This is a genomic window from Treponema denticola (assembly GCF_024181605.1).
GTDB lineage: Bacteria > Spirochaetota > Spirochaetia > Treponematales > Treponemataceae > Treponema_B > Treponema_B denticola_B.
The window spans coordinates 2225272-2249023 of record NZ_CP054477.1 but is presented as its reverse complement, the minus strand read 5'-3'; the positions used below and the strand labels follow the sequence as shown (position 1 = coordinate 2249023).

At 38.3% G+C, this 23752-nt stretch carries 19 protein-coding genes and 1 rRNA gene; 6 read left to right on the top strand and 14 right to left on the bottom strand.

The genetic code is table 11. From position 1 onward, the window contains the following. Positions 1–36: 36 nt before the first annotated feature. The 4 genes from rrf to E4N80_RS10630 all read left to right on the top strand — a co-directional run bounded on the left by rrf (position 37) and on the right by E4N80_RS10630 (position 6343). A 5S ribosomal RNA gene (gene rrf / locus E4N80_RS10645) occupies positions 37–148 on the top strand. Between the two features lie 180 nt (positions 149–328). After that, positions 329–1627, top strand: a complete 1299-nt coding sequence (locus E4N80_RS10640) for a DUF58 domain-containing protein (protein ID WP_253699193.1) — start codon at positions 329–331, stop codon at positions 1625–1627. Further along, on the top strand, positions 1611–5327 hold the full coding sequence (locus E4N80_RS10635; protein ID WP_366796944.1) for a transglutaminase domain-containing protein: 3717 nt from the start codon (positions 1611–1613) through the stop codon (positions 5325–5327). Before E4N80_RS10640 ends, E4N80_RS10635 begins: the two co-directional genes overlap by 17 nt. A 47-nt stretch (positions 5328–5374) precedes the next feature. Continuing rightward, complete coding sequence (locus E4N80_RS10630; RefSeq protein ID WP_253699191.1) at positions 5375–6343, top strand: AAA family ATPase; 969 nt, start codon at positions 5375–5377, stop codon at positions 6341–6343. A gap of 24 nt (positions 6344–6367) precedes the next feature. Here the strand turns inward: E4N80_RS10630 and E4N80_RS10625 are convergent, their stop codons facing one another. Genes E4N80_RS10625 through E4N80_RS10615 form a run of 3 tightly spaced genes read right to left on the bottom strand, consistent with a single transcriptional unit; the run spans position 6368 to position 9957 of the window. Continuing rightward, positions 6368–7141 carry a TIGR03943 family putative permease subunit gene (locus tag E4N80_RS10625; protein ID WP_253699190.1) on the bottom strand — a complete coding sequence of 258 codons (774 nt, stop codon included), beginning with the start codon at positions 7139–7141 and terminating at the stop codon, positions 6368–6370. Continuing rightward, complete coding sequence (locus E4N80_RS10620; RefSeq protein WP_253699189.1) at positions 7138–8076, bottom strand: permease; 939 nt, start codon at positions 8074–8076, stop codon at positions 7138–7140. Before E4N80_RS10620 ends, E4N80_RS10625 begins: the two co-directional genes overlap by 4 nt. Before the next feature lie 3 nt (positions 8077–8079). After that, entirely contained in the window at positions 8080–9957 is a 1878-nt protein-coding gene (locus E4N80_RS10615) for a hypothetical protein (RefSeq protein WP_366797302.1), read from the bottom strand. Positions 9958–10138: 181 nt separating this feature from the next. On the opposite strand from E4N80_RS10615, the gene E4N80_RS10610 reads away from it, so the two are divergent. Both E4N80_RS10610 and hutH read left to right on the top strand, forming a co-directional pair. Continuing rightward, complete coding sequence (locus tag E4N80_RS10610; protein ID WP_253699187.1) at positions 10139–11224, top strand: endonuclease/exonuclease/phosphatase family protein; 1086 nt, start codon at positions 10139–10141, stop codon at positions 11222–11224. 34 nt (positions 11225–11258) lie between these two features. Then, a complete protein-coding gene (gene hutH / locus E4N80_RS10605; RefSeq protein WP_253699186.1) occupies positions 11259–12782 on the top strand; it encodes a histidine ammonia-lyase in 1524 nt (507 codons plus the stop codon). A gap of 103 nt (positions 12783–12885) precedes the next feature. On the opposite strand, the gene E4N80_RS10600 is transcribed toward hutH, so the two are convergent. The 11 genes from E4N80_RS10600 to fabG form a co-directional block, all read right to left on the bottom strand. After that, positions 12886–13803: an acetyl-CoA carboxylase carboxyltransferase subunit alpha gene (locus E4N80_RS10600; protein WP_253699185.1), complete on the bottom strand. Its 918-nt coding sequence runs from the start codon at positions 13801–13803 to the stop codon at positions 12886–12888. A gap of 66 nt (positions 13804–13869) precedes the next feature. Then, positions 13870–14685: an acetyl-CoA carboxylase, carboxyltransferase subunit beta gene (gene accD / locus E4N80_RS10595; RefSeq protein ID WP_253699184.1), complete on the bottom strand. Its 816-nt coding sequence runs from the start codon at positions 14683–14685 to the stop codon at positions 13870–13872. 175 nt (positions 14686–14860) lie between these two features. Next, positions 14861–16180: an acetyl-CoA carboxylase biotin carboxylase subunit gene (locus tag E4N80_RS10590; RefSeq protein WP_253699183.1), complete on the bottom strand. Its 1320-nt coding sequence runs from the start codon at positions 16178–16180 to the stop codon at positions 14861–14863. Between the two features lie 10 nt (positions 16181–16190). After that, entirely contained in the window at positions 16191–16766 is a 576-nt protein-coding gene (gene accB / locus E4N80_RS10585; RefSeq protein ID WP_253699182.1) for an acetyl-CoA carboxylase biotin carboxyl carrier protein, read from the bottom strand. 102 nt (positions 16767–16868) lie between these two features. Further along, a complete protein-coding gene (locus E4N80_RS10580; protein ID WP_253699181.1) occupies positions 16869–18764 on the bottom strand; it encodes a leucine-rich repeat domain-containing protein in 1896 nt (631 codons plus the stop codon). 74 nt (positions 18765–18838) lie between these two features. Further along, positions 18839–19633, bottom strand: coding sequence for a cysteine protease (locus E4N80_RS10575; protein WP_253699180.1), 795 nt, complete (start codon positions 19631–19633; stop codon positions 18839–18841). Between the two features lie 67 nt (positions 19634–19700). Then, positions 19701–20732, bottom strand: a complete 1032-nt coding sequence (locus tag E4N80_RS10570; protein WP_253699179.1) for a virulence RhuM family protein — start codon at positions 20730–20732, stop codon at positions 19701–19703. A gap of 9 nt (positions 20733–20741) precedes the next feature. Continuing rightward, positions 20742–21935 (bottom strand): enoyl-ACP reductase FabV, encoded by a 1194-nt coding sequence (fabV, locus tag E4N80_RS10565; protein ID WP_253699178.1) that lies wholly within the window; start codon positions 21933–21935, stop codon positions 20742–20744. A gap of 258 nt (positions 21936–22193) precedes the next feature. Beyond that, entirely contained in the window at positions 22194–22610 is a 417-nt protein-coding gene (locus E4N80_RS10560; protein WP_253699177.1) for a PIN domain-containing protein, read from the bottom strand. Beyond that, positions 22607–22861: a DUF6364 family protein gene (locus E4N80_RS10555; RefSeq protein WP_253699176.1), complete on the bottom strand. Its 255-nt coding sequence runs from the start codon at positions 22859–22861 to the stop codon at positions 22607–22609. Before E4N80_RS10555 ends, E4N80_RS10560 begins: the two co-directional genes overlap by 4 nt. A 66-nt stretch (positions 22862–22927) precedes the next feature. Further along, a complete protein-coding gene (gene fabG / locus E4N80_RS10550; protein WP_147623895.1) occupies positions 22928–23671 on the bottom strand; it encodes a 3-oxoacyl-[acyl-carrier-protein] reductase in 744 nt (247 codons plus the stop codon). Between the last annotated feature and the right edge of the window lie 81 nt (positions 23672–23752).

The window sequence follows — 23752 nt, the reverse complement described above, 5'->3', positions numbered from 1 at the left end:
AAATAGAGTTTTAAGTCCTTAATTTGTTTTTTATTGCCAGGTGGCCATAGTGGAGAGGTAATACCCGTTCCCATCCCGAACACGGAAGTCAAGCTCTCTTACGCCGATGATACTGCTGATCAAGTGGGAAAGTAGGATGCTGCCTGGCTTTTTTTATTCGTGCGGAGGCTTTAATACCCCGATGCTCTGCGTCGTAACAAAGGGTATTAAAGCCGACTGCAACCACCTTATGAGAACATACAGTGCGAAACATTGAGCACTGTACCCCGATGCTTTGTGTCGGGGTTGTTGATTGATTCTTTCTTTTAAAAATGATATTATGCCGTTGATGAAGGTTTTTAAGTTTACGGTTTCCGGAACTATTTATATTATATTTTCAATTCTCTTGTTGACGGGAGCCGCTATTCGAGGCGAATTGTTTGCAATTGTTTGCGGCGTTTGCTTATGCCTTTATGTTGTGCTTTCCTTAATTCTTGTTAGTGTTTCCGTATTGTTATGGAAAAAAACGGATTTATTACTAGAATTAAAAAATGAAAATATTTCCATTCTACCCTCAAGAGTCCGAAAGGGGAAAAAACTTTTTCCAATTGTTTTGCCCGGAGTTCTTGTATTTTACGGTTTTGAGTTTTTGTCGGATTTAAAAAATAAAAAAAGCAGAAGTCTAAAATTTAATATTAAACTTAAAAGAACCGCTGCAAATTTTCCTCTGCCAAAGGAAGAACGAGGCAGATTTTTTTTGGAAAAAGAGTATATCGAGATTTCCGATCTTGCAGGATTTTTTTCATTTCGATTGTTAAAAAATGAGAAATCCATACCTCAACTTTTTATTTATCCGATATTGACCGAAATAAAAAGTTTTGAGCTTCCCGAAATTTTAAATGAAACATCAGCTCATACTATAAACTTGAGGCGTACTGATGAGCTTTATGATTCCCGTCCTTATTTTCCGGGTGATGATATAAGAAAAATTAATTGGAAGCTGTATGCTCACACTCAAGAACTTAGTATAAAGCAAGGAGATTTTGTTCCTCCTCCGAAGATTTTTTTTACAATATATGTTGAAAGTCCGATTGTAGAGAAAGATATTGCATTTTACAAAAAGAAATTCGATGAGTTTATTAATTTGAGTACGTCGATAGCTTTTTACTTACATCAAAAAGGAATAAGTTTTAATATCCGCTTTTATGATAACGAAAAAAACTCTTATGAAACCGGAAGTGTTTATTCGGATGATAGAAATGCGGAAGAATTGATAAAAAGATTTTTTTCTATTCCGCAAATTAGTATTCTAAAAAAATCGAATAAACTTGAGCCTAAATTAAAAAAGAATTTTTTTATTGATGAGGAAAACAAAAAAACTTGCTTGCTCTATTTTTTTATGCCTATACAATCGAGTAAGAAAATTGAAGATAAACTTTTTGGAATCTTTTCAGATTATAAAAATGAATGTGTTTTTTATACCGGATTGGAAAGTATAATTACCGGACCTAAAAATATTTTAAATTCTTTTTTATTTTATACTTCGTCTCAAAAAAAATATAACCGCTTGTCAAAAGAAATGAACGAAAAAATTGAAATTCTAAAACACGAATTGAAGAATGGAGGTTTTTATGCTTACTCGATATAAGCTTAATTTTCTTTTACGTATACTCTCATTGTTAATGCTGAGTATTATTCCTTCATTATATTTGTTTGAAATTTTGCCTCATTTTATTCTTCCTGTCTGGGCTGTAATTATAATTTTTTTGTGTTATCGGTTCCAAAAAAAACAGATAAAACTATCGGCATCTATTATTTTGATATGTTTAAGTTTGATTATTTTTTTGTTTTTGCTTTTATTTTTGTTTAAAATTATTTCAGTAGAACTTTTCGATATTTTATATTTACGTTTGGGAATTATCATTCCATTTTTGATATTACAAACTGTTTTTATTTCTACTTCTACTATTTATTTTTACAAAAACGAAAAATACCGCCGTTATGAACCTATAGTTTTTTTTAATATTTTTGCTCTTCTGTTTTGGACTCAAGGAAATTTTTCGATGTCCGTTTTTGAACACCCCATATATGCGGTTTTATTTTCTCTTAGCTTTTCTACAATAGAAATAATCCGTCTTTTTTTATCTTTTAATTTTGAAAAAAAAGTCTTTATATTTTTTCTGCTTTTTTTATCGTTTTTTGCTTTTATAATGACCTTTGTACTAAAAAACTATAATGAAGCCTCATCGATTAATCATGGAGGTTTATTGCAGCCTACTCTTTTTAGATTTGATTTTTCCGATTATTTAAAATTGCAAAGTGAAATTAAAATGAGTGATGATCTTATTTTGGTTGCTCATTTTGATAATGATTTTTCTCACAATATGTTGAGGAGGATGTATCTTTCAGGCTGGGATTCTGCAAAAGGCTTCTATGAAAAAAAAGCTCCATCCGAAAAGGCACAAATTACTTCTCTGCCTAAGGGCCAAAAAGATATTTTGCATAGAGCCTTTTCTATGCGTGAAAAAGTTGCACAAGAATATTTTTTTGTAAATCTATCACCGTCTTCCTTTATAGCTATGGATTATCCAACGCAGGTAATTCCTTATGAGATTTGGGATAGTTCAAAATTTAACGGAGGATATAAGGTTTTCAGCGATGCAATATTTGATTTTGCATCGGATCTTTACGGCGAGACGTTTCCATCAGGAGATGAAGATGAGGGAATGTCAAAAGAAGATTTGGATTTTTATACAAAAATTGATGATGAAAGTTTTAAACTTGTGCATCAAGCGGCAGAAAAGATAACCGAAAATATTCCGGATTATTTGGATAAAATTTTAGCTCTTCAATTTTATTTTACGGATGGAGATTACCATTATTCGTTAAAACCGGGCAAAGCTCCTGACGGTAACCAGTTAAAGTATTTTCTAACCGAAACAAAAAAAGGTTATTGCACTTATTTTGCATTTTCTTATGCTCTTATGCTTAGAAGCATAGGCATTCCATCCCGAGTAGCGGTAGGATTTTTTGTTCAGCCCGAATCTGAAGTTATGAATTATTATCCGGTACGGGCAAACATGGCTCATGCATGGGTTGAAGTTTTTTTTCCGTACATAGGCTGGGTTAGTTTCGATCCTACGACTTCTCAGCTTGCAGAAGGAGAAAATATTAACTTTGGTATGAATGCTGGAGGAGAGGAATTTAATTCTCTTTTAAGTGAGATTCTTGAAAAACGCAGCGAAATAAAAATTACGGAAATTACCGAAAGGGAAGATGACGTTTCAAACATAAGTACTTATATAAAACAATTTTTTAAAGATAACATATCTTTTTTGAGATTTATTATAATTCTTTTTTTAATTATAATACTTGTAATTTACAAGGCTCGGCCTCATCTTGTATTAAAATTTTCTAAGAATAATAGAAGAGTTGTGATTACAGCCGGTAAGTTATTTAAAAAAAGAAAACGGAGCACTGAAGAGAAAATAGAAATGAATACTCTAATTCAAAAAGCGAAATTTGCACCGGAATGTACAATCGATGATGCAAAGGCTGCCAAAAATCTTTTAAAAAATAAAACAAAAAAAATAATTGTTTTACTGGCTTTTTGTCTAATCTCGTGTTTTGTATTTGCAGAGAATGCGGAAAGTATTGTTGTTGAGGCCGAAAAGGCCGTGGAAGCTGAAAATTGGGAGATGGCTCTAACTCTTTTACAGGATGGAATAAAGAAATATCCTCAAAATGACAGTTTATTTTTAAAATTAGGAGAAATTTATCATAATAAAGAGTTATATAAACCTGCATATAAAATATTAAAGAAAGGGTTGGAAATTAATCCTGAAAACAGTAGTATCTTATTTTATATTTCCGGTTGTGCATCTTCATTAAATAAATATGAAGATGCCTTGATGTATATTAAAAATTATTTACGTCTTATCCCTTATGACCGCTTTGCTGCTTCCAACTACGGCTGGCTATGTTTTAAATGTCATAGGCCTGAGGAAGGAATACGTTTTTTGTTGGATAATATAAAGCGCTATGGCGAGGACTTATCGGTTTATAATTCTTTGGGCACCTTATACAATGAAATGTTTGATTACGAAAAATCCAAAGAGTTTTATACAAGGGCAATAAAGGGAGCTGAACAAGTTAATAGAACATATTCGGGCTCCATTTATTATTATAATAAGGCTATTTTAGAAAGTCAATTTTACCAATTTGATAATGCAATAGAGGATGCAAAGGCCTCTTTAGACATGAGAGAGCGTAGTTCAGGTTATATGATGGTGGGTGAACTTGAAGAAAGGAGAAATAATTTTTCACAGGCTTTATCTGTATATCTTTCAGCTTACGCTGATGATGACACTCCCCTTTCGGCCTTAAGTATTATAAATCTATATTTGAAAACGGGTCATATTGAAAAGGCCGAACAATATATTTTAAACCAACTTCAAAACACCAGTGAAGCCTGGATTTCAAATTATGGCCTGAGTGTAAACGAATTTAAAACTAATCTGTATAAAATTAAAAAATCCTTATACATACGAAAATATAATTTTGAAAAAACCAGATTAAAATCAGGCTTCTTAGATTGGATAAAAAATTTCAGCAATAAGATAAATTATAAACTAAAATATACATATTATGATGCTGTTTTTAGATTATACTCTTTAAAAGTTGCAAAAGAATATAAGAAAAACAGTACAGGAGATTTAAGCAGCAATACAAATAACCTTTATACAAACACTTACTATTATAATGCCTTTAAAGGGAAAGGAAAAAAAGCTTTAAAATATCTTAAAAAAGCCGAATCTATAGAAACTATGTTTATTCCGCAAAGTGCCGGCGCCTATCTTGCAGACCGGGCAATTCTGGAGGGCGATTTAAAACTACTCAATGAAGGTATTTCAAAAATGGATTTGGAATGGGAAAAACATAGTCTTGCAGACTTGTATGCCCAGGGAAGTAAAATTGCAAAAAAATATTCTTCACAGCTCTATTATATTTATTTAGAATCCCTTTTTGATTTAAATCCTGCCGTTTTTTTGGAATATGATATAAAATTACCTGTAAAAATAACTGTGGAGATAGATAAAACTGAAAATATAAAAATCAGTGCAAAAAAAATGAAAAAATTGATACTCTCATCCCGTTTTATAGAAGATGCCGATTCAAAATTCTCTCTTCAGTTGACATATTCCAATAAAAGTCTTGCTTTTAAATTATCCGATAAAAACGGATATACTCTTTACAGCAAAAGTTTTCCAATTCAAAAGTTAGATAAAAACGGATTTAAAAATTCCGTTAATATTTTTGTAAAGGATATTTTTACTTTCAATTTATAGAACCTTTTGATATAGACAAAATTATATTTTCGGTTATACTGTTTGATATGAATACAAAAGATATAGTAGATGAACTTATAAGAAATATCGGTTTAGTGGTAAAAGGAAAAGATGATGTTATTCGTCTTTTTGTTGCGGCGTTTTTGACCGGAGGCAATGTCCTTATAGATGATGTTCCCGGAGTCGGAAAAACAACAATGGTAAAAGCCTTAGCTAAATTAATAAAAAAAGACTATGGAGAGACTGCCGAGTTTAAAAGGATTCAATGTACTCCGGACTTACTTCCATATGATATTACCGGTGTTGATGTTTTTAATGCTCAAACTCAAAGTTTTGAATTTATAAAGGGTCCCGTTTTTTGTGACATTTTTTTAGCCGACGAATTAAATAGAACTCCCCCCAAGGTTCAAGCTGCTCTTCTTGAGGTTATGGAAGAAAAACAGGTCACTGTTGGAAGACAAACTTACAAACTGCCGGATACTTTTTTTACGGCTGCCACTCAAAACCCTGTGGAAACATTAGGAACCTATCCATTGCCTCCTGCTCAACTTGACCGCTTTATGCTTTCTATTTCTATAGGTTATCCCGATGATGCGTCTGCTCTTGAAATACTTAACGGTAATCCCGGCGTGCTGGCTCTTTCAAAACTTTATCCCATTATAACTATAGGTGATATAATTACATCTCGTGAAGAGCAAGAAAGAGTTTACTGCCACAAGGCCTTACAAAAAGCTATAATAGATATTTGTAATAAAACAAGGGAACATTCCGACATTGAGTTAGGCGCTTCTCCTAGAGCTTCTTTACAATTTTTACATCTTGCAAAAACTATTGCTCTTTCTAATGGACGAAACTGGGTTGAAGATACGGATATTGAAATAATCGCTCCTTATGTTCTTGCCCATAGATGTATTTTTAAAAATAGAAAGGCTAATGCAAAAGAATCTGTTGCAGAAATTACAAAATCCGTTTTAATCAAAATGGATAAAGAAACGGACTGGTCTAAAGAGGTTTAAATAAAACGATTATCGGAAAACTCTTTAAAAAGGATAGACATATTCTAAGGCAGGGCGCGGAATAAATTCTATACTATCAACTATGATTAGAGGTTCAAAACTGCCTTCATATTCTGTTTTTGAAATTGTTCCTGTAACACGGACCCAATCATCTTCTTTCAGCTCATTGGCCTTAAACCATTGAGCTATGAGACCTGCCGGCTGCATATCGGCTGCACAGCAAACCATCAACATTCTTCCTATGGCAAATTCGTTTTCACTTAAAACTTCAGGATTTTTCCAAACACTGCCTTCGATTTTTATCTTCTTATTTACCCATGAGTCTAAATTAAGATAAAGTTCAGGCAGCCAGCGCCCAAAGGTATCATCATCCATAACTACAAAACCGTCTTCCAATTCCAAAAGCCTGCCCGCTCTAAAATTGAAATTGTTACCGGCTTCTTCTTTTTGCTTTTGAAATAAAAAAATATCGCCGTTAAATGCAAGAGAGTCTGAAGTTAACGCTTTGTATGGAATAAGGAGCGCAAACAAAATGGGCAGTAAAAAAATTACTAGGTACAGGGGACTTTTTCTTTTTGAATGAGTGTGATATGGAAAATAAAAAGCATCTCTCATTGTAAGAATACTTATTATAAAAAATACAATAGCCGAAAAAATAATTATACCTATGTGACGTATATGAACATATAGCAGGGCTTTTTGTGAGACCACTGCATAGATAAAAATAAAAGACCCTATCAATAACAATAAGGAACGTATAATTTTTTCAATAAAAACACTTAAAAATATTTTTTTCATATCTTGATTAGAAAACTCATTGTACTTATAAAAATGATATTCATAATAGTGATGATTATAGTCAATTCTATTACAAACCGTTTTTTAAAAATAGATAAAAGCATGGAGATGTTTTTTATATCCATCATGGGGCCGTATACGAGGAAGCCCATAATTGAAAAGAGTGAAAAAGGTCCATAAAAGCTTCGGGCAATAAAGGCATCCGATGTTGAACATGCAGAAAAAATAAAGGCAAAAAGCATCATAATTAAGATTCCGCCCAAAGAATTGGATTCATTAAATTTTATAAAAAAATTACTCGGCACTCCGGCTCTTATTAGGGAAGTAAATAATGCTCCCAATATAAAATAAGGACCGACATTAAAAAATTCCGCTCCGCTGTGCAAGAACATTTCTTTTAGATTTTCAATAAAGGATCTTTGGCCGAAACTATGAGATGCGCTGCAAGAGTCTTCGCAATTGCAGCCGCAAGAACAATGGTTATCGTTTTCTATGTCTTTCTTCAAATATTCATTTTTAGGATAGAACAAAAGCAATATCCCGATTGAGGCGGCTGTTACTATACCTAAGATTATCCTATATACCGCAATCATCGGATATTCAGGAAAAGCATATAAGGTGGCCATTATTGAAATGGGATTTAAAATAGGAGCTGCAAGCATAAAGGTTACCGCAATAGGTATGATAACCCCTTTTTTTATAAGTCCTGAAAGAACAGGCACCGAGGCACATTCACATACCGGAAAAACAAGTCCGCCGAATACGGCCGTTAAAAATCCAAGACCGTGTCTGCTCGGAAAAACTTTAACGATAAAATTACCCGAAATAAAAACATGCAGGATTGAAGATATAACTATCCCTAACAGCATAAAAGGAATGGCTTGAAGGAGTATGCTTAAAAAAATCGTGTTGGTTGTAGTTATAAAACTCAACATAAATTAAGAATACTGCGATACTAATTTTATGATATATAGCTCTGTATAGTCTTGCAAGGCCTTTCGTTCCTTTATTTTTAAAAGACCTGGAGACTCCATCAGAGTTTTAGCCAGACTTCTGACTCTGTCGGCAGTAAAGCTGGAAAAGGAAAGAGTTCTATTTATTCCTCTTAAATAATCTCTGATCAATGCATTTACGTCCTCTGTCAGATTTTCTCTTGCAGGATGCCCTAAAGTATGATTCCATTCATCCAAAGCTTTTTCCAAAGTCCGATCCAGTGTCATTCCTTCAGGGATAAATTCAGCGCTTATTTTTTCTGCAGCGTCCTTTAATCTTTGTTTGGGCTTTTTATAGGCGGTTTCTTTTTTTTCAGGCTGTGCAGGTTGAGGTGTTTTTTTCTTTCTTTTAAAAAATGCAATGATTGAAGAAATTATAGGAATAGTATACCAAAAAGGAAGAAGAATTTTTGTATCGCTTAAAATCTCGTGCCGGCTGAGCATTAAAATTTCGCTATATGCAGCGGGCTTACCTGTTGGGAAAATTCTGTTTATTTCCATAGCTTGAATTTCATTTAAGCGGGGATCTGCAATGATTGATAAAATAAACGAAGCATTTAAAAGTCCGTATAGATTCGGTGCCGAATGAGCTGTTATTTCTTTTAATAATTCATTGAAAGCCATGTCGTTTTTCATTGAGTCATCTTGTTCAAAATTAATTAACATTTCATGCCATTTTTTTATACATAGTTCTCTAACAGGTTTTCTTGCTTCATTGATGAGGGATATCAAAAGAGGAACAACCTTTTCGGTAAGCAAATAGAATCTATCATTTGAAGCATTTGCAAAGGTAAGAATATCCGGAATTATATACTTTTCCGAGGAACTTGCTTTTTCCTTCATAAACTTCTGTAATGTTTCCTCAGAGTATTGCCCAAGCAACGGAACTCCTCTGGAATCGGTAAATTGTGTTATTTGCTTCATTGTAAAATAATAAGGCGCTTTCTGAAAAGCCAAAAGGAGATTTTTTAAAGCCGTGTCCGTTTGAATGTCTTTTTGAGCCTTATTTCTGTAATAGTTATTTAAATATTCCAGAATACCGGCAGCCTGTAATAAGGCCATTTCGTCAGGCAGCTTTTCATTTTTTTTGGCAAATTCCTGTTTTATAAAGGCGCATAACTGGCCCCATAATATATAGTTGTCGCCGGATTCTTTAACATTTTGAAAGCTGTTAATACTATGTGCCATAGTTTTTGCAATAAAGGTCTTAACCGTAAATTCTTTACCCGGATTGGCCACCATAAGCCTTTTTTGCATATAATCCCTGCTTTCATCTTTTGATAAAAAAAGTTTAATCTTATCTAAGGCTAAATTTAAGAGTTTTTCGGTCTTGTAAGAGCCGGGGAAAATGAGGGCAGGAATATCTCCATTGTAGTTTAAAGCATATAAAAAAGAATTTTCCTTTGATTCGGGGTTTAGCTCCGCCAGATCATCTGAAACGCTTATTGCCTTTAAAAGTTTTCCCGGGAAGTTCTTAGGCAGATCGGATAAAAGCGGAAAAGGAATGTCCGGATGCTGTTCGAGATGAGTATAGAGCCGGGACATATTATCTACATGGTAGTATGGAACAAATATAATGGTTGTATTGGACTTATCCGTTGTTATTTCTATATCCCCGTCATCTTGTATTTTTTTGAGTTCACTTAAAAGAGTTTCGAGAGAAATTTCAAGATGGACAGCTAACTCCGGTTTTTGCTGTAAAAAATGCCGCGCATAGCGGTGGAGATAGTCTTGAAAAGGTTGTAATGTCACTAGAGCGCTGTTTCTACGTAAAGAAAACATACGCAGCAAGTGTAGTAAATCCGTATAAATAGTCATCCCCATATTATACACAATATTTTTCAAGAATTCAAGGTTATTATTCTTAAAAAAATTTTATTTTTTAAATTCCCCTTTGCTTTGGGAAAAGCCTTTTGCATGTGTAACTTCCGTAATTGAATAATTTGGTTTTTTACAGTATAATCTTTTATGCGGAGAATAATTTTAATATAAGGTGGAACTCAAAATGAGAGCACGAAAATTGTTTCTTTTTCTTCCTTTGACGGTCTTAGCGATTTTACTTCTTTTAATAGCCTCTTTTTTCCTTTTTGTTACCATAGCAGAATATCGCCCTAAGGCTGTTGAAAAAGCTGATATAAATGTAAATGCAAAAAGACCGATTTTACAGACTGATGAGGCTTTAAAGATCTTAAACTGGAACATAGGTTATTGCGGACTTGATGCTCAAAACGACTTTTTTTATGACAGCGGAAAAAATGTGACAGCCCGAAGCAAGGAAGCTGTATTAAATAATCTCGAAAGAGTAAAAGCTTTACTTAAAAAAGAAGATTGCAGTTTTAACCTTTTACAAGAAATCGATGTAAAATCAAGACGCAGCTTTTATGTAAACCAAAAAAAAGCCTTATCCGATTTTTTTGCCGATTATGATTCCGTTTTTGCAGCAAACTATGATGCTGTCATTGTTCCTGCCCCAGTTTTAAACCCCTTGGGAAGAGTAAAAAGCGGCGTTTTTACTTTAAGTAAGTATGGAATACAAAAAGCGGAGAGGCTTCAGCTTCCCGGAGCCTTTTCATGGCCATTAAAAACCGTCAATTTAAAGCGCTGTCTTCTGGTTTCTGAAATTAAAACCGATGTTCCGGATAAAAATCTTTATATAATCAACCTGCATCTTTCGGCCTATGATGCTGCCGGCGTATTAAGAAAACAGGAGATGGAATTTTTACAAAACCTTGCTTTAAAATTATATAATGATGGACACTGGGTAATTGCCGGAGGAGATTGGAATTCTCTTTTTCCGGGTATAGAAAAAAATCGCTTTATGCCTTATACTACACCTGAGGAATTTCTTGAATGGATAGAATATTTACCTGCAGATTTTATAGGCAAGGAATGGAAATGGGGCTTTGATAGTTCAGTGCCGACGGTTCGTCTTTTGGAAAAGCCCTACATTAAAGGAGAAAATTACACTACGATAATAGATGGGTTTATATGTTCTCCCAATGTTGAAATTGTCGGAATAAAAACTACAGATTTAAATTTTGAGGTTTCGGATCATCATCCTGTAATTGCAGAATTTAAACTTTTAAAATGATATTTATTCAAAATAAAAATATAAGGAGCAAAAAATGAAGGTAAAACCTGTAACAGTAACCGGCAGTAGTTTAACAATAGAAGACGTTGTAGCTGTTGCCCGTCATGGAGCTGAAGTAAAGCTGTCCGCAGATGCAAAAAAAAGAATCAAAGATTCAAAGAAGATTGTAGATGATATCGTAAAAAGCGGTAAACCTACTTACGGCATTTCGACCGGCTTTGGAGAATTATCCACTGTAACCATTACCAAGGATCAAAACGGTGCTTTGCAGAGGAACTTAATATTGAGCCATGCCTGCGGTGTCGGAAATCCTTTCCCCGAAGACATAGTTAGAGCTATAATGCTTTTAAGGCTTAACACTCATGCGAGCGGTTTTTCCGGCGTAACTCCTGCAGTACCGGATATTCTTGTAGATATGCTCAATAAGGGTGTAACACCTTATGTACCCGAAAAAGGTTCTTTAGGTGCAAGCGGCGACTTGGCAAACCTCGCTCACATTGCCCTCGTAATGATAGGAGAAGGAAAAGCTTATTATGAAGGTAAGCTTATGGAAGGAAAGGCGGCTCTTGCAAAGGCCGGTTTAAAGCCTGTCGTTCTTTCGGGAAAAGATGGTCTCGGTATAATTAACGGTACCCCCGTAATGTCAGGTATCGGAGCCTTAGCCCTACACGACGCAGAGCAGCTTCTCAAGGCTGCAAATATGGGAGCCTCCTTGGTATTTGAAGCCTTTAGGGGAATTACCGCAGCCCTCGACCCAAGAATCCATAAATCCCGTCCTCACAAGGGACAGATTGATACCGCAGCTTTTATCCTTAAAATGTTAAAGGGCAGTTCTTCTATCAATACAAGAGAAAACGATGTGCAAGACCCTTATACCCTTCGCTGTGTTCCCCAGGTTCATGGAGCAAGTGCGGATGCTATCGCCTATGTGCGCAAGGTTTTAGAGGTAGAAATCAATGCCGTAACCGATAATCCGCTCGTCTTCCCCGACAATAATGATGTTATTTCAGGCGGAAACTTCCACGGTCAGCCCATTGCTATTACCATGGACTTCTTGGGAATTGCCGTCAGCGAGCTTGCAAACATAAGCGAGCGCCGAATCGAGCGTCTTGTAAACCCGCAATTAAACGGAGGTCTTCCCGCCTTCTTAATAGAAAACGGCGGAGTAAATTCAGGCTTTATGATTCCTCAATATACGGCGGCCTCCCTTGTTTCAGAAAACAAGGTATTGGCTCATCCTGCCAGCGTTGACTCTATTACCTCATCGGGGAACAAAGAGGACCACGTAAGTATGGGAACAACCGCTGCCCGAAAAATAACCGAAATCGTTAAAAACGTACGCCATGTTCTTGCTATTGAGTGGCTTACGGCTGCTCAAGCCTGCGATTTACGTGGCATCAAAAAATACGGCAAGGGAACAGGAGAGATGATGAAGCTTATTCGAAAGCATATCTCCAAGGTTACCGAAGACCGTATTCTTTATAACGACATTATGAAGGCTCTTGAGATTATTTCAAATGATGAAAACATTGAAATGATTGAAAATGCGGCTAAGTAATTTATATTAACAAGTAAATAGGCTTACTTGCAATAAAACCCGTATTGGAAACTAATATCCGATACGGGTTTTTTAATAAAATGTAAAAAATGAACTATAGGGTTTATTCCGAATATTTTCCTATGCTTCTTATCTTTTTGCTTCGATATTTTACTAAAACGGCAGGGTCGCGTTTTGTAAGGTCGTCTAAATCCTTTAAGATTTGCTCCTTTATAGCATCGGCGGTTTTTTTGGGATCGGTGTGGGCTCCTTTTTCGGGTTCGGGGATGATGCCGTTGATTACCTTTAGATCAAGAACTTCTTGGCTGGTAATTTTAAGCATGGCGGCTGCATCCTTTGCCCTGCTTGAATCTCTCAATAGGATTGAAGCGCATCCTTCCGGGGATATAACCGAGAAGATGGCATTTTCAAGCATGTAAATCTTGTCTCCGACTCCTATGCCGAGGGCTCCGCCGGAACCTCCTTCGCCTATGATTATGCAGATGACAGGAGTTTTTAGACGGCTGAATTCCCGCAAGTTAAAGGCGATGGCCTCTCCTATCCCCCTTTCTTCGGCACCAAGGCCGGGGTAGGCTCCTTGAGTGTCGATAAAGGTGATAATCGGTCTTTTAAACTTTTCGGCCTGTTTTGCAAGGCGCATGGCTTTGCGGTAGCCTTCAGGGTTTGCCATACCTCCGTTCCTGTCGATGGTTTCGCGCAAGTTTCTTCCCTTTTGGGTGCCGATTACCGTAACCGGCCTTCCGTCGATAAAGCCTATTCCGCCTATCATGGCGGGGTCATCGCCGAAAAAGCGGTCGCCGTGAAGCTCGGTAAAATTATCAAAAATCAAATTGATGTAGTCCAAGGTTCTGGGCCTGTCGCTATGGCGGGCGAGTTCTACCCTTTCCCACGTTTTGGAAAGAGCTGTTGAGCTTTCAAGTTTTGCATTTATTTTTGCAAGCTCTTCGCTTATATCAAGCCCCGCCTTTTGGGCTATATCCTTTAAATTATTTAACAAGTTTGTTTGATCCGTATTGCTCATGTATTTCCTCCATAACACGATGTTTGCCCTTGGGCAAACTCGAAGATAAACATGGAGGCTTGTATTTCAAGCCGTAATGTTTATCGCTCCTGCTGTCTTTTTCTTTTTAGGGGCTTCTTTAAGGCCGAGGCTGTGAGCGTCAATCATGCGGGCAAAAAACTGCCTTTGCTCTTGGCGCGGCACTATACAGTCCACAAAGCCCTTTTCCAACTGAAATTCCGCCCTCTGAAAGCCTTCGGGCAGCTGCTGGCGGATAGTGCCTTCGATAACTCTGGGGCCCGCAAAGCCGATAAGGGCTCCCGGCTCCGCTGCCGTTATATCGCCGAGCATTGCAAAACTTGCCGTAACACCTCCGGTGGTCGGGTCGCATAGCATTATAAAAAGAGGAACTCCTTTTTCATCCAACTCGGCGGCCGCACTTGAAGTTTTGGCCATCTGCATTAAAGAAAAAAGCCCTTCCTGCATTCGTGCTCCGCCTGAAGTCGCATAGATAATTACAGGTATCCTTTCGGCAGCTCCCTTTAGCATAAGGCGCGAAATTTTTTCGCCTACAACGGAGCCCATAGAACCTCCCATAAAGTGAAAGGACATGAGGGCTAAGAGGGCATCTCTTCCTTTAATCTTACAAGAGCCTGTAATAACGGCTTCGTTTAAGGCCGCCTTTTCTTCGGCAGCCGAAATCTTTTCTTCATAACCTTCCATTTCGATGGGGTTACATGTTTTGAGGTTTGGATACAGTTCTTGAAACGAATTTTCGTCGGTCAGATAGGTAATCCTTTGCCTCGGTTCTATGCGTAAATGGCAATTACAATGAGGACAAACCATCAAGTTATCTGTAAAAACCTCTTCATCGTATGATACTTTACAACTAGGACAATCCATTTAAGTCTCCTATAAAAAGTCAATGAGAAAATATCAATTTTCGATTTGACTTTTTACGCCGTTTCGCAACACCTGTGAGAAACGGCAATCAATAATGCGATGTTTTGTGCAAAGCACAAAACTCGTCAGATAAACAGTGAGGCGGAATTCCTGCCGAACTGTTTATCAACTCTCCTTACTTATTTCCAAAAAGCTCTTCATAGAGCCCTGTACCGAAAACTCCCGATTTGAACTTTTTTGAGTTAAGTATAATCTTTTGTTCTTCTATATTGCAGGTAATGCCTTCAATTTTAAGCTCATCGAGGGCGCAAAGCAGCTTTTGAATGGCATTAGTCCTGTCTGCCCCGTGAACGATGAGCTTTGCCGTCATCGAGTCATAAAACGGAACTACCGAATAGCCTTGATATAAAAAGCTGTCAAAACGCACTCCGTTTCCTCCGGGAATCCTTAAATTCTTTATAAGTCCGGGAGAGCGGGCATTTATTCTGGCTTCGATAGCCCAGCCCTTGGTAGGCAAAATTCCTTGGGCAAACTTCATATTTTCCCCTGTACAAACACGGATTTGTTCTGCAATTATATCGGTGCCGGTAATCATCTCCGAAACGGGATGCTCTACCTGAATTCGGGCGTTTACTTCCATAAAGTAGAAATTATTGCCAGATACGAGGAACTCGATTGTTCCCGCCCCGCGGTATTTAAGGGAAGAAAAAAGGCTGACGGCTCCCTTACACATAGCTTCCCGCATTTCCTCGCTTACGGCCGGAGAGGGGCTTTCTTCTATCAACTTTTGATGATTTTTTTGAACCGAGCAGTCTCTTTCACCCAAAACGGAAACGGCTCCTTTTCCGTTGCCTAGAATTTGAAGCTCTACATGGCGCGGATCTACCAGATATTTTTCGATATAAACGGTGCCGTCGGCAAAATTGGCTTCGGCTTCGGCGGAAGCGATTTTTAGGTTTTCGGCTAATTCCGATTCTTTATAGACGATGCGCATTCCCTTTCCGCCGCCGCCTGAGGCAGCTTTAATGATAACAGGATAGCCGCATTTTTCTGCCGTTTTTTTAGCTTCGGCCAATTCTTTTATAGCTCCATCCGAGCCGGGGGTTACGGGAAGTCCGCTTTTTACGGCTGTTTCGCGGGCACAGACCTTATCGCCGAGCATTTCGATTGTGCCGGGTTTTGGCCCTATCCAAAAAAGCCCTGCATTTTCTACCTCTCGGGCAAAACCTGCGTTTTCCGATAAAAAGCCTACCCCCGGATGTACAGCCTCGCAAGAAGTGCAAAGGGCTGCCGTGATTAGAGCTTCCCTGTTAAGATAGCTTTTAGCCGAGGGGGGCGGGCCTATGCAGACTGCCTCATCAGCTAAAAGCACATGAAGGCAGTCCTTGTCCGCCGTAGAGTAAACGGCGACGGTTTTTATTCCCATTTCGCGGCAGGAGCGGATAACCCTCACGGCTATCTCGCCTCTGTTGGCGATAAGTATTTTTTTAATCATAGGAACCTTCCTATTTAGCCTTTATCTTAAACAAGACCTGATCGAATTCTACAAGGTCTCCGTTTGAAACTAAGATTTCCTCTATAACTCCGTCATATTCACATTCGAGGGTATTCATCATCTTCATAGCCTCAAGCACACAAAGGGGCTGTCCTTTTTTTACCGAGCTGCCTTTTTCAACATAGGGCGGAGAATCGGGAGATGGTGCCCTGTAAAAGGTTCCTACAATGGGGCTTTTTACTTCAAGTAGGTTTTGAGCCGATGAAGCTGCGGGTGATGCTTGAGCAGGAGATTCTGCAGCAGGACTTGCTGCTTGAGGCGCTGCCGCTTGCCCAGCTGTTCCTGCCGGAGCTGTCTGGATGCCCGCCGAAAGTCCGGATTGAAATCCTGCCGGTATCGCTGCATAGGGCATAGGATAGGCGGTCTGCACTCCTCCGCACGCACCTGACTGAATGGCAGCTTCCTTTTTAGGAAAGGCTCCTTCTTTTTTTAAGATAAGCTCACAGTCGTCCTGCTTTATCTGTAAGACCACCGCATCGCCTTTTTCAAACTTTTCTATAACTTTCAAAATAAAATCTTCTTTCATAAAATCTCCTTAAAGTTTTATTTATTTAACCGTAAAGGCCGACATTTTATCATTTATACAGGCAGAGTGTCTATCCCTTATAAAAATCCATTTTTAAGCATCTTAAACCTCTTCCTCATTTCCAACTGTATCCCGTTTATAGAATCTCCAGTTTTTTGCTTTTGCAGTTTCAAAAGCGGCTTTTAATTCGGCGGAAGAAGAAAAATCCGTTATAGTTCCTTCCCTTGGATCATTTTTTTTACCATATATCAAAGCTCTGCCTTCTTTTTTTTGTTTCCTATCGGGTAGGGCGGTTAGTATCCGGATAAGGTTTTTTTCGTTAAAAAGGTTATCATAGCAGCACAGTTCCTGTAAACCGTGTAATGTTGATAGTTCAAGAGTAGAAAGTTTATTATGATAACAGTTCAGTCTTTGTAAGGTGTTTATGGCCTGTACGTCGAGTTCAGCAAGATTATTGTTAAAGCACTCCAGGTCACGCAATGCGTGTAAGCCTTTTAGGTTAAGTGTTGTAAGTTCATTATAACCGCAATTCAGCCACTGTAAAGCGGTCAACCCCTGTACATTGAGTGAGGTAAGCTTGTTTTTGTAACAGTTCAGTTTCTGCAAAGTCTTTAAGCCCTGTATTTCGAGTGAGGTGAGCTCATTTTCGGAACAGTACAATTTCTGTAATGTATTCAATCCCCGCACATTAAGCGAGGTAAGTTTATTGTCCCTGCAATCCAGTTTCTCCAAAACTGCTAAGTTCCGTACGTCTAGTGAGGCAAGTTGATTTGCGGAACAGTCCAGTTCCTTTAAAGCGGTTAACTTCAGTATATTGATTGAGGTAAGTTGATTTAAGGAACAGTTCAGTTCCTTTAAAGCAGTTAACTCCAGTATATCGATTGAGGTAAGTTGATTTACGGAACAGTCCAGTTTCTCCAAGGCCGGTAAGTCCCGTACTTTGAGTGAGGTAAGCTCATTGACGGTACAGCTCAGTATCTTTAAAGCCGGTAATCCTTGTACATCGAGTGAGGTAAGGTCATTGCGGCCGGAATCCAGTACTTCCAAAGCCGTCAAACCCTGTATTTCGAGTGAGGTGAGTTCATTTTCGGAACAGTTCAGTTCCTGTAACGCATTCAATCCCTGCACATAAAGTGCGGTAAGTTTATTGTTACTACAATCCAGCTCCTGTAAAGCTGCTAAGTTCCGTATGTCTAGTGAGATAAGTTGATTTGCGGAACAGTCCAGCTTCGATAAGGAAGTTAAACTTTGTACATCGAGCAAAGTAAGCATGTTTTTACTGCATTCCAGTTCCCATAATGCGGTTACGCCATGTACATCAAGCGAGGTAAGTTCATTACCTACGCAGTCCAGTTCCTGTAAAGCGCTTAAATCCCGAATATCGAGTGAAGTAAGCCGGTTACTGTTACAGTGCAGTCTCTGTAACACTTTTAGGTCTTGTACGTTAAGCGAAATAAGTTTATTGGCGTTGCAGAACAAATCCTGCAAAGCGGTTAAACTCTGTACATCAAGCGAAGACAGCTGATTGCGGTTGCAGTACAGTTCCCGTAAACCGGTTAAACCCGATACGTCGAGCGAGGTCAGTAGATTCTCTCCGCAGCTCAAGCTTTGCAAAGCGGTTACACCGCTGACATCAAGCGAGGTAAGCAGATTGTCATCGCAGAATAATTTTTGTAAAGATGTTAACCCCTGTACGTTAAGCTCTGTAAGCCGGTTGCCTCCACAGTCCAGCTTGGTAATAGCGCCTTTAAGGATGACCTTTGCTCCCGTTGCAGTGAGCACCGTTCTTTCGCCGCTCGGTAATTCCGTAACCGTACAACCTTCAACCTGTATTGCGGAACCATCAGCCGTTACCGCCGTCACGACTATTCTTTTTTGGTCGCCGTTTATACCGAGTATTGCTCTTCCTGCGCCTGCGGTTTTTGCAGGGTTTTCCGCCGCTGCGATACGCGTTGTCAACAATCCTGTTAAAAATAATACCGTTAAAAATTTTTTCATAAATGTTCAGTCCTTTAATTGGCATTGTATAATTACATTATTCATTACCAACTATCCATAAACTTCATTTTTTATCATCTTTTTTCTTCGAATTCTTTTTGAAAGCTTTTAGGGTTGCTTAAAATTCTATACGCTTCTTCTGAAAGGTTTACTTTTAGAACTCCGGTATCGGTTGTTATATTCATTTCTTTTGTGTCTTTGTAAAGATACAGCTTCATAATTTTGTCATCATCCATAAATGAATAATGTACAAGGACTTCTCGGCCATTATGAACGCTTTCGGCGGTAAAAAGGCTTTTCAAATTTCTTTCTTCGATTTCGATTTCGGCGATATCTTTTCCAAACAATGTGTCAAATATATCCAGAATTTTTTCCCCTGTAATAAATAGTAAAAGAGAGCTCTTATCATCATATATGCGGATATAAGAATTTTTCGCAGAATAAGAAAGCTGTTTTTTCACCTCAGCAGGCTTGCTTGCGATTTCGTATGCGTATTTAAAAAGTTTCCATGTTAATTCTTTTGGGATATCCTCCTTTTCCTGTAATTGGGGAATCCGGCAAAGAGGATAATTTTTATATACTATAAAACTGAAATACTGCTCATCATCACCGTAATTATATGAAAGAACATAACGGTATAACACTTGTGCGTCTTTAGGTAATTCCGTAAACAAAGCTTCGTCAGCTGCTATATGCAAAGATTCTTGAAAAAGCAGATATAACGCATTGACTTCGCTCTTGGCGGTTATCTTGTGTACAATATTGTCTTGTGCATCATAAACCGTAAAGCTATTGATTCCATAGGCAAAGGCATTTACACCGCCTGCTAATAAACATACTGTAATCGTTATCATTAAAAATTTTTTCATAAGTGTTTATTAAAATCCCCCATATATAAATGTCTAATGCTTTATTATAATCTTCCATATTTTATAATTATCCGCTAATGGTATTTTCCAATTCCGCTAAGTATTTGTCAAAATCGGAAACAAAGGTCTTATCTTGAATGATGCGGTATTTTTCAAATTCGGATTCGGCATGCAGTTTTGCAATTTCTGCAGATACCTTTCCTGCATCTTTTAAAAGTCCGTATTCGAACATTTCGATAAAACCGGTAAGCCGCGTTTCCCAATCTTGCATGGTAAGCGGAATCTTCCGCAACGCCATATTTTCTGCAAAGTCGAGATATGAAGTTACCATCCGGTTTAACTGCGAAAGTTCTGTCTCGCTTAAATAGTTTTTTGCAATAATAACATCGGATTTTTTAATTTTGCCTTCGGGAGCATCCTGCCATGTAGTCAGTCCCATGTGCGGTTGCGTACTGTCGGCACGCTCATAAATAAGCTCCGCAGCCGTATGTCCGTGGACGGCAAAATGCATTTTGTTTTGTACCGTTGCATAAAACCTTTTGGTAGCAGCGGCTGTTTTATCGTAGTCTAAAGCAGTTGCATACAGGTCGGTAATCTTTTGATAGAACTTGCGTTCGCTTGCCCTGATTTCTCTAACCCGCTCCAGCTGTTCTTCAAAATATTTGTCCGTAAGAAAAGAGCCTTTTTTCAGCCGCTCCGAATCCATGACCCAGCCTTTGATTGTATACTCTTTCGTAATACGGTTGACCCATTTTCTAAATTGCACCGCCCGCTCAGAATTAACTTTAAAGCCTACGGCAATAATCATTTGCAGTCCGTAGTGTTTTGTGTCATAGCCTTTTCCGTCAGCGGCAGTTATCCGAAAATTTCGGATAACTGAATTTTCTTGTAACTCACTATCAATAAAAATTTTCTTAATATGATAGTTGACTGTTCTTACATCAACATCATACAAAACAGCCATCATTTTTTGAGTCAGCCAAATATTTTCATCTTCATACCGTATTTCGATATTTTCAGCGCTTTTACCGCCCGCTGCAACAAAAGTCAAATACTCCGCTGCCGAAGATCGAATATCCGTTTTAGCTTTTTTTGCCATTACCTCAATTTAAATCCTGTCAAACCTTTCTACTTCGGCTTCGTAGTTGATGCCTTCGACATCAAAGCCGTTTGAGGCTAAAAAGTCGTGGCGGTAGCCGGCAAGGTCGGTTAGGCTTTCGGCATTTTCGCTTGTTACCTTTTCCATTAAAGCCGAAACTGCCTTTTGAACGTCATCTTCAAGCTCCCAGTCGTCGATACGGATTCTGTTTTCTTCATCGACGGGAATTGTGCTGTCTTTACGGTAGAGTCTTTCGGCATAAAGGCGGGTAATTTGCTCGATACAGCCCTCGTGGTTTCCTTTTTCTTTCATAACCTTAAACAAGGAAGCGAGATATAGGGGAATTACGGGAATTACCGCACTTGCCCTTGTTACCAAGCCCTTGTTTACCGAAACGAAGGCCCGTATTGACGGGTTTTCTTTGTTTAGGCGGTGGGCTGTTGCTTCAAGGTGTTCTTTCGCTTTTCCTATGGTGCCTTTTCGGTAGAGGGCCTGTGTAGCTTCCGGGCCGATATAGGAATAGGCTAGGGTAATGCAGCCTTCTTCTAAAAGACCTTCTTTTGAAAGCCGGTTTATCCAGCGTTCCCAGTCTTCTCCTCCCATAACCTTAACGGTTGCAGCGGCTTCTTCATCGTTTGCTGGTTCGGCTGAGATCTCTTTTAGTTCTCCCGTAAAGGGATCGACTGTCTTGCCTGTAAACGTCTTACCGAAGGGTTTTAAGACGGACTTGTGCATTATGCCTGTGTCGGGATCGGTTCTTACAGGACTTGCCAAACTGTAAACTATAAGATCGAATTTAATTCCTTTCTTTTTGGCTTCTTCGATTACTTGTGCCTTGATTTCATCGGAAAAGGCGTCTCCATCTATAGTTACGGAATAAAGGCCTTCTCTTTTGGCAGCCTCGTCAAAGGCAAGGTTGTTGTACCAGCCGGGTGTGCCGTACTTTGTTTCGCTTCCGGCCTTTTCAAAGGAAACGCCGATAGTGGCGGCCCCATAGCCGAATGCTGCCGTTATTCGGCTTGCAAGTCCGTAACCGTTCGAGCAGCCGAGTACCAGCACGTTTTTAGGCGCCTTTGCTCCGGCTTTTACCTCAGCGGTAATTCTCTTTTTTGTGTACTCTATTTGATCCTCAACGCCTTTTTTACATCCTTGCGGATGAGCGTTTAGACAAATATTGTTCCTAACCATAGGTTTTACAATCATATCATACCTCCATAAAAACTTTTTGCAGGAAGTTTCAGCTTCCGAAAAAAGTTTTTTCAAGCGGTTTGTTTACAAACCGCATACAATAATTATGATGTTTTGTGCTTTGCACAAAACTCTAAGATAAACAGTGAGGCTGAGTTTCTGCCGAGCTGTTTATCGTTTCTCCATAAATTTCATATAATATCCGCTTAACCTGTAAAGTAGGTTTGTCCTGAATTGTCAGATTGAAGCGTATGTTCGAACTCTTTTTTACCTTTATTGGAACATTACTATAAATTCCTCCGGTAATAAAACTTTTATTTTTGAACTTTTATAGTCTTCAATATTTCTGGTTATTATATATTCGCATCGGTTTTCTACAGCTGAAGAATGTTGTAACGCATCTTCAAAATCGGAAAATTTTGATTTTAGTGCTTCTAATACATTCTGATGATCAATTGCTATTACGGTTATATACTTGACTATATTTAGTATAAATTTCCTCGCCTTATTATCACCGCCGGATTTTCTCAATATATAATAGATATTGGCAACACAGTTAGATGAAATATTTCCTATGATAATATTATTCTCTGCCATTGCTAATATGGTTTTACTGGAAGAAAAAAACGGTTCCCGAGCTAATGCAACATCAAGGATAATATCTGTATCAATAAAAACCTTTTTTATCATAAATATTTGTCCTGTAATGCTTCACTGAGCATATCTTTATACGACTTTCCATTATCATGAAACATTCCGGAAATACTATCAGTTATCGGTGATTTCATTTTATAAAAAGAAGTACTCATCTCATGATTGGTTGCTATATTTTTAAGATAGTCTTCTACAATTCGAGAAACGCTCCTGTTCTTTTTTTGAGCATACTCCTTTGCCTGCTCTATTACAGAACGATCTATAGTTAATGTAAGTTTTGCCAACATATATCACCTCACACGTATAATTGTAACATATAAGCACGTATAAGTCAATAAGTATATATACTCAGCCTATGCTCCCAGTCCGCCGTCGACACCTAGGACTTGGGCGGTTATATAAAGCGATAAGTCCGAAGCCAAAAAGACTGCGGCGTTTGCTATGTCTAGGGGCTGTCCGGCTCTTTTTAAGGGGATACCCTCGACCCATGCCTTCCGCATTTCTTCGTTTACGGCGGCGGTCATATCTGTTTCAATATAGCCGGGGGCGATGGCGTTTACGCGTACTCCTCTTCCTGCCGTTTCTTTTGCAAGGCTCTTTGTGAAACCTATGAGGCCTGCCTTGCTTGCGGAATAGTTGACCTGTCCACCCTGACCGTGAAGGCCTACGATACTTGTCATATTGATAATCGAACCGGCTCTTTTTCTAATCATGTCGGAAGAAACAATTTGCGAGGCGACAAAAACGCCTGTTAAGTTTACGCGTAAAACGTCTTCCCAGTCGGAAAGCTTCATCCTAAATGAAAGGCCGTCTCTTGTAATACCTGCGTTGTTTACGAGTACGTCAAAGCCGCCCGATTCTTCGAGGGCTTTTTTTACCGTTTCGGTAAGGCCTTCCGCATTGCCGCAGTCGGCGTATATTTCATGAAATACACTTCCTTTTTCTTTTGCAAAAGCCTCCATTTCTGCCTTGCTTGCAGAAGGTTTTGTACATAAGCCCCAAACTTCGGCTCCTTCTTCAATGAATCTTCTAACAACCTCTTTTCCGATTCCTCTCGAAGAGCCTGTTACCAATGCTTTTTTTCCTTTTAATAACATTCATACCTCCATTAATTACGATGTTTTGTGCTTTAGCACAAAATTCTTTCTCACAAAACTCTATAGATAAAATTGTTTTAT

Coding starts and splice junctions, on each gene's coding strand:
- E4N80_RS10640 (WP_253699193.1), top strand. CDS start 329: ATGAAGGTTTTTAAGTTTACGGTTTCCGGAACTATTTATATTATATTT.
- E4N80_RS10635 (WP_366796944.1), top strand. CDS start 1,611: ATGCTTACTCGATATAAGCTTAATTTTCTTTTACGTATACTCTCATTG.
- E4N80_RS10630 (WP_253699191.1), top strand. CDS start 5,375: ATGAATACAAAAGATATAGTAGATGAACTTATAAGAAATATCGGTTTA.
- E4N80_RS10625 (WP_253699190.1), bottom strand. CDS start 7,141: ATGAAAAAAATATTTTTAAGTGTTTTTATTGAAAAAATTATACGTTCC.
- E4N80_RS10620 (WP_253699189.1), bottom strand. CDS start 8,076: ATGTTGAGTTTTATAACTACAACCAACACGATTTTTTTAAGCATACTC.
- E4N80_RS10615 (WP_366797302.1), bottom strand. CDS start 9,957: ATGGGGATGACTATTTATACGGATTTACTACACTTGCTGCGTATGTTT.
- E4N80_RS10610 (WP_253699187.1), top strand. CDS start 10,139: ATGAGAGCACGAAAATTGTTTCTTTTTCTTCCTTTGACGGTCTTAGCG.
- hutH (WP_253699186.1), top strand. CDS start 11,259: ATGAAGGTAAAACCTGTAACAGTAACCGGCAGTAGTTTAACAATAGAA.
- E4N80_RS10600 (WP_253699185.1), bottom strand. CDS start 13,803: ATGAGCAATACGGATCAAACAAACTTGTTAAATAATTTAAAGGATATA.
- accD (WP_253699184.1), bottom strand. CDS start 14,685: ATGGATTGTCCTAGTTGTAAAGTATCATACGATGAAGAGGTTTTTACA.
- E4N80_RS10590 (WP_253699183.1), bottom strand. CDS start 16,180: ATGATTAAAAAAATACTTATCGCCAACAGAGGCGAGATAGCCGTGAGG.
- accB (WP_253699182.1), bottom strand. CDS start 16,766: ATGAAAGAAGATTTTATTTTGAAAGTTATAGAAAAGTTTGAAAAAGGC.
- E4N80_RS10580 (WP_253699181.1), bottom strand. CDS start 18,764: ATGAAAAAATTTTTAACGGTATTATTTTTAACAGGATTGTTGACAACG.
- E4N80_RS10575 (WP_253699180.1), bottom strand. CDS start 19,633: ATGAAAAAATTTTTAATGATAACGATTACAGTATGTTTATTAGCAGGC.
- E4N80_RS10570 (WP_253699179.1), bottom strand. CDS start 20,732: ATGGCAAAAAAAGCTAAAACGGATATTCGATCTTCGGCAGCGGAGTAT.
- fabV (WP_253699178.1), bottom strand. CDS start 21,935: ATGATTGTAAAACCTATGGTTAGGAACAATATTTGTCTAAACGCTCAT.
- E4N80_RS10560 (WP_253699177.1), bottom strand. CDS start 22,610: ATGATAAAAAAGGTTTTTATTGATACAGATATTATCCTTGATGTTGCA.
- E4N80_RS10555 (WP_253699176.1), bottom strand. CDS start 22,861: ATGTTGGCAAAACTTACATTAACTATAGATCGTTCTGTAATAGAGCAG.
- fabG (WP_147623895.1), bottom strand. CDS start 23,671: ATGTTATTAAAAGGAAAAAAAGCATTGGTAACAGGCTCTTCGAGAGGA.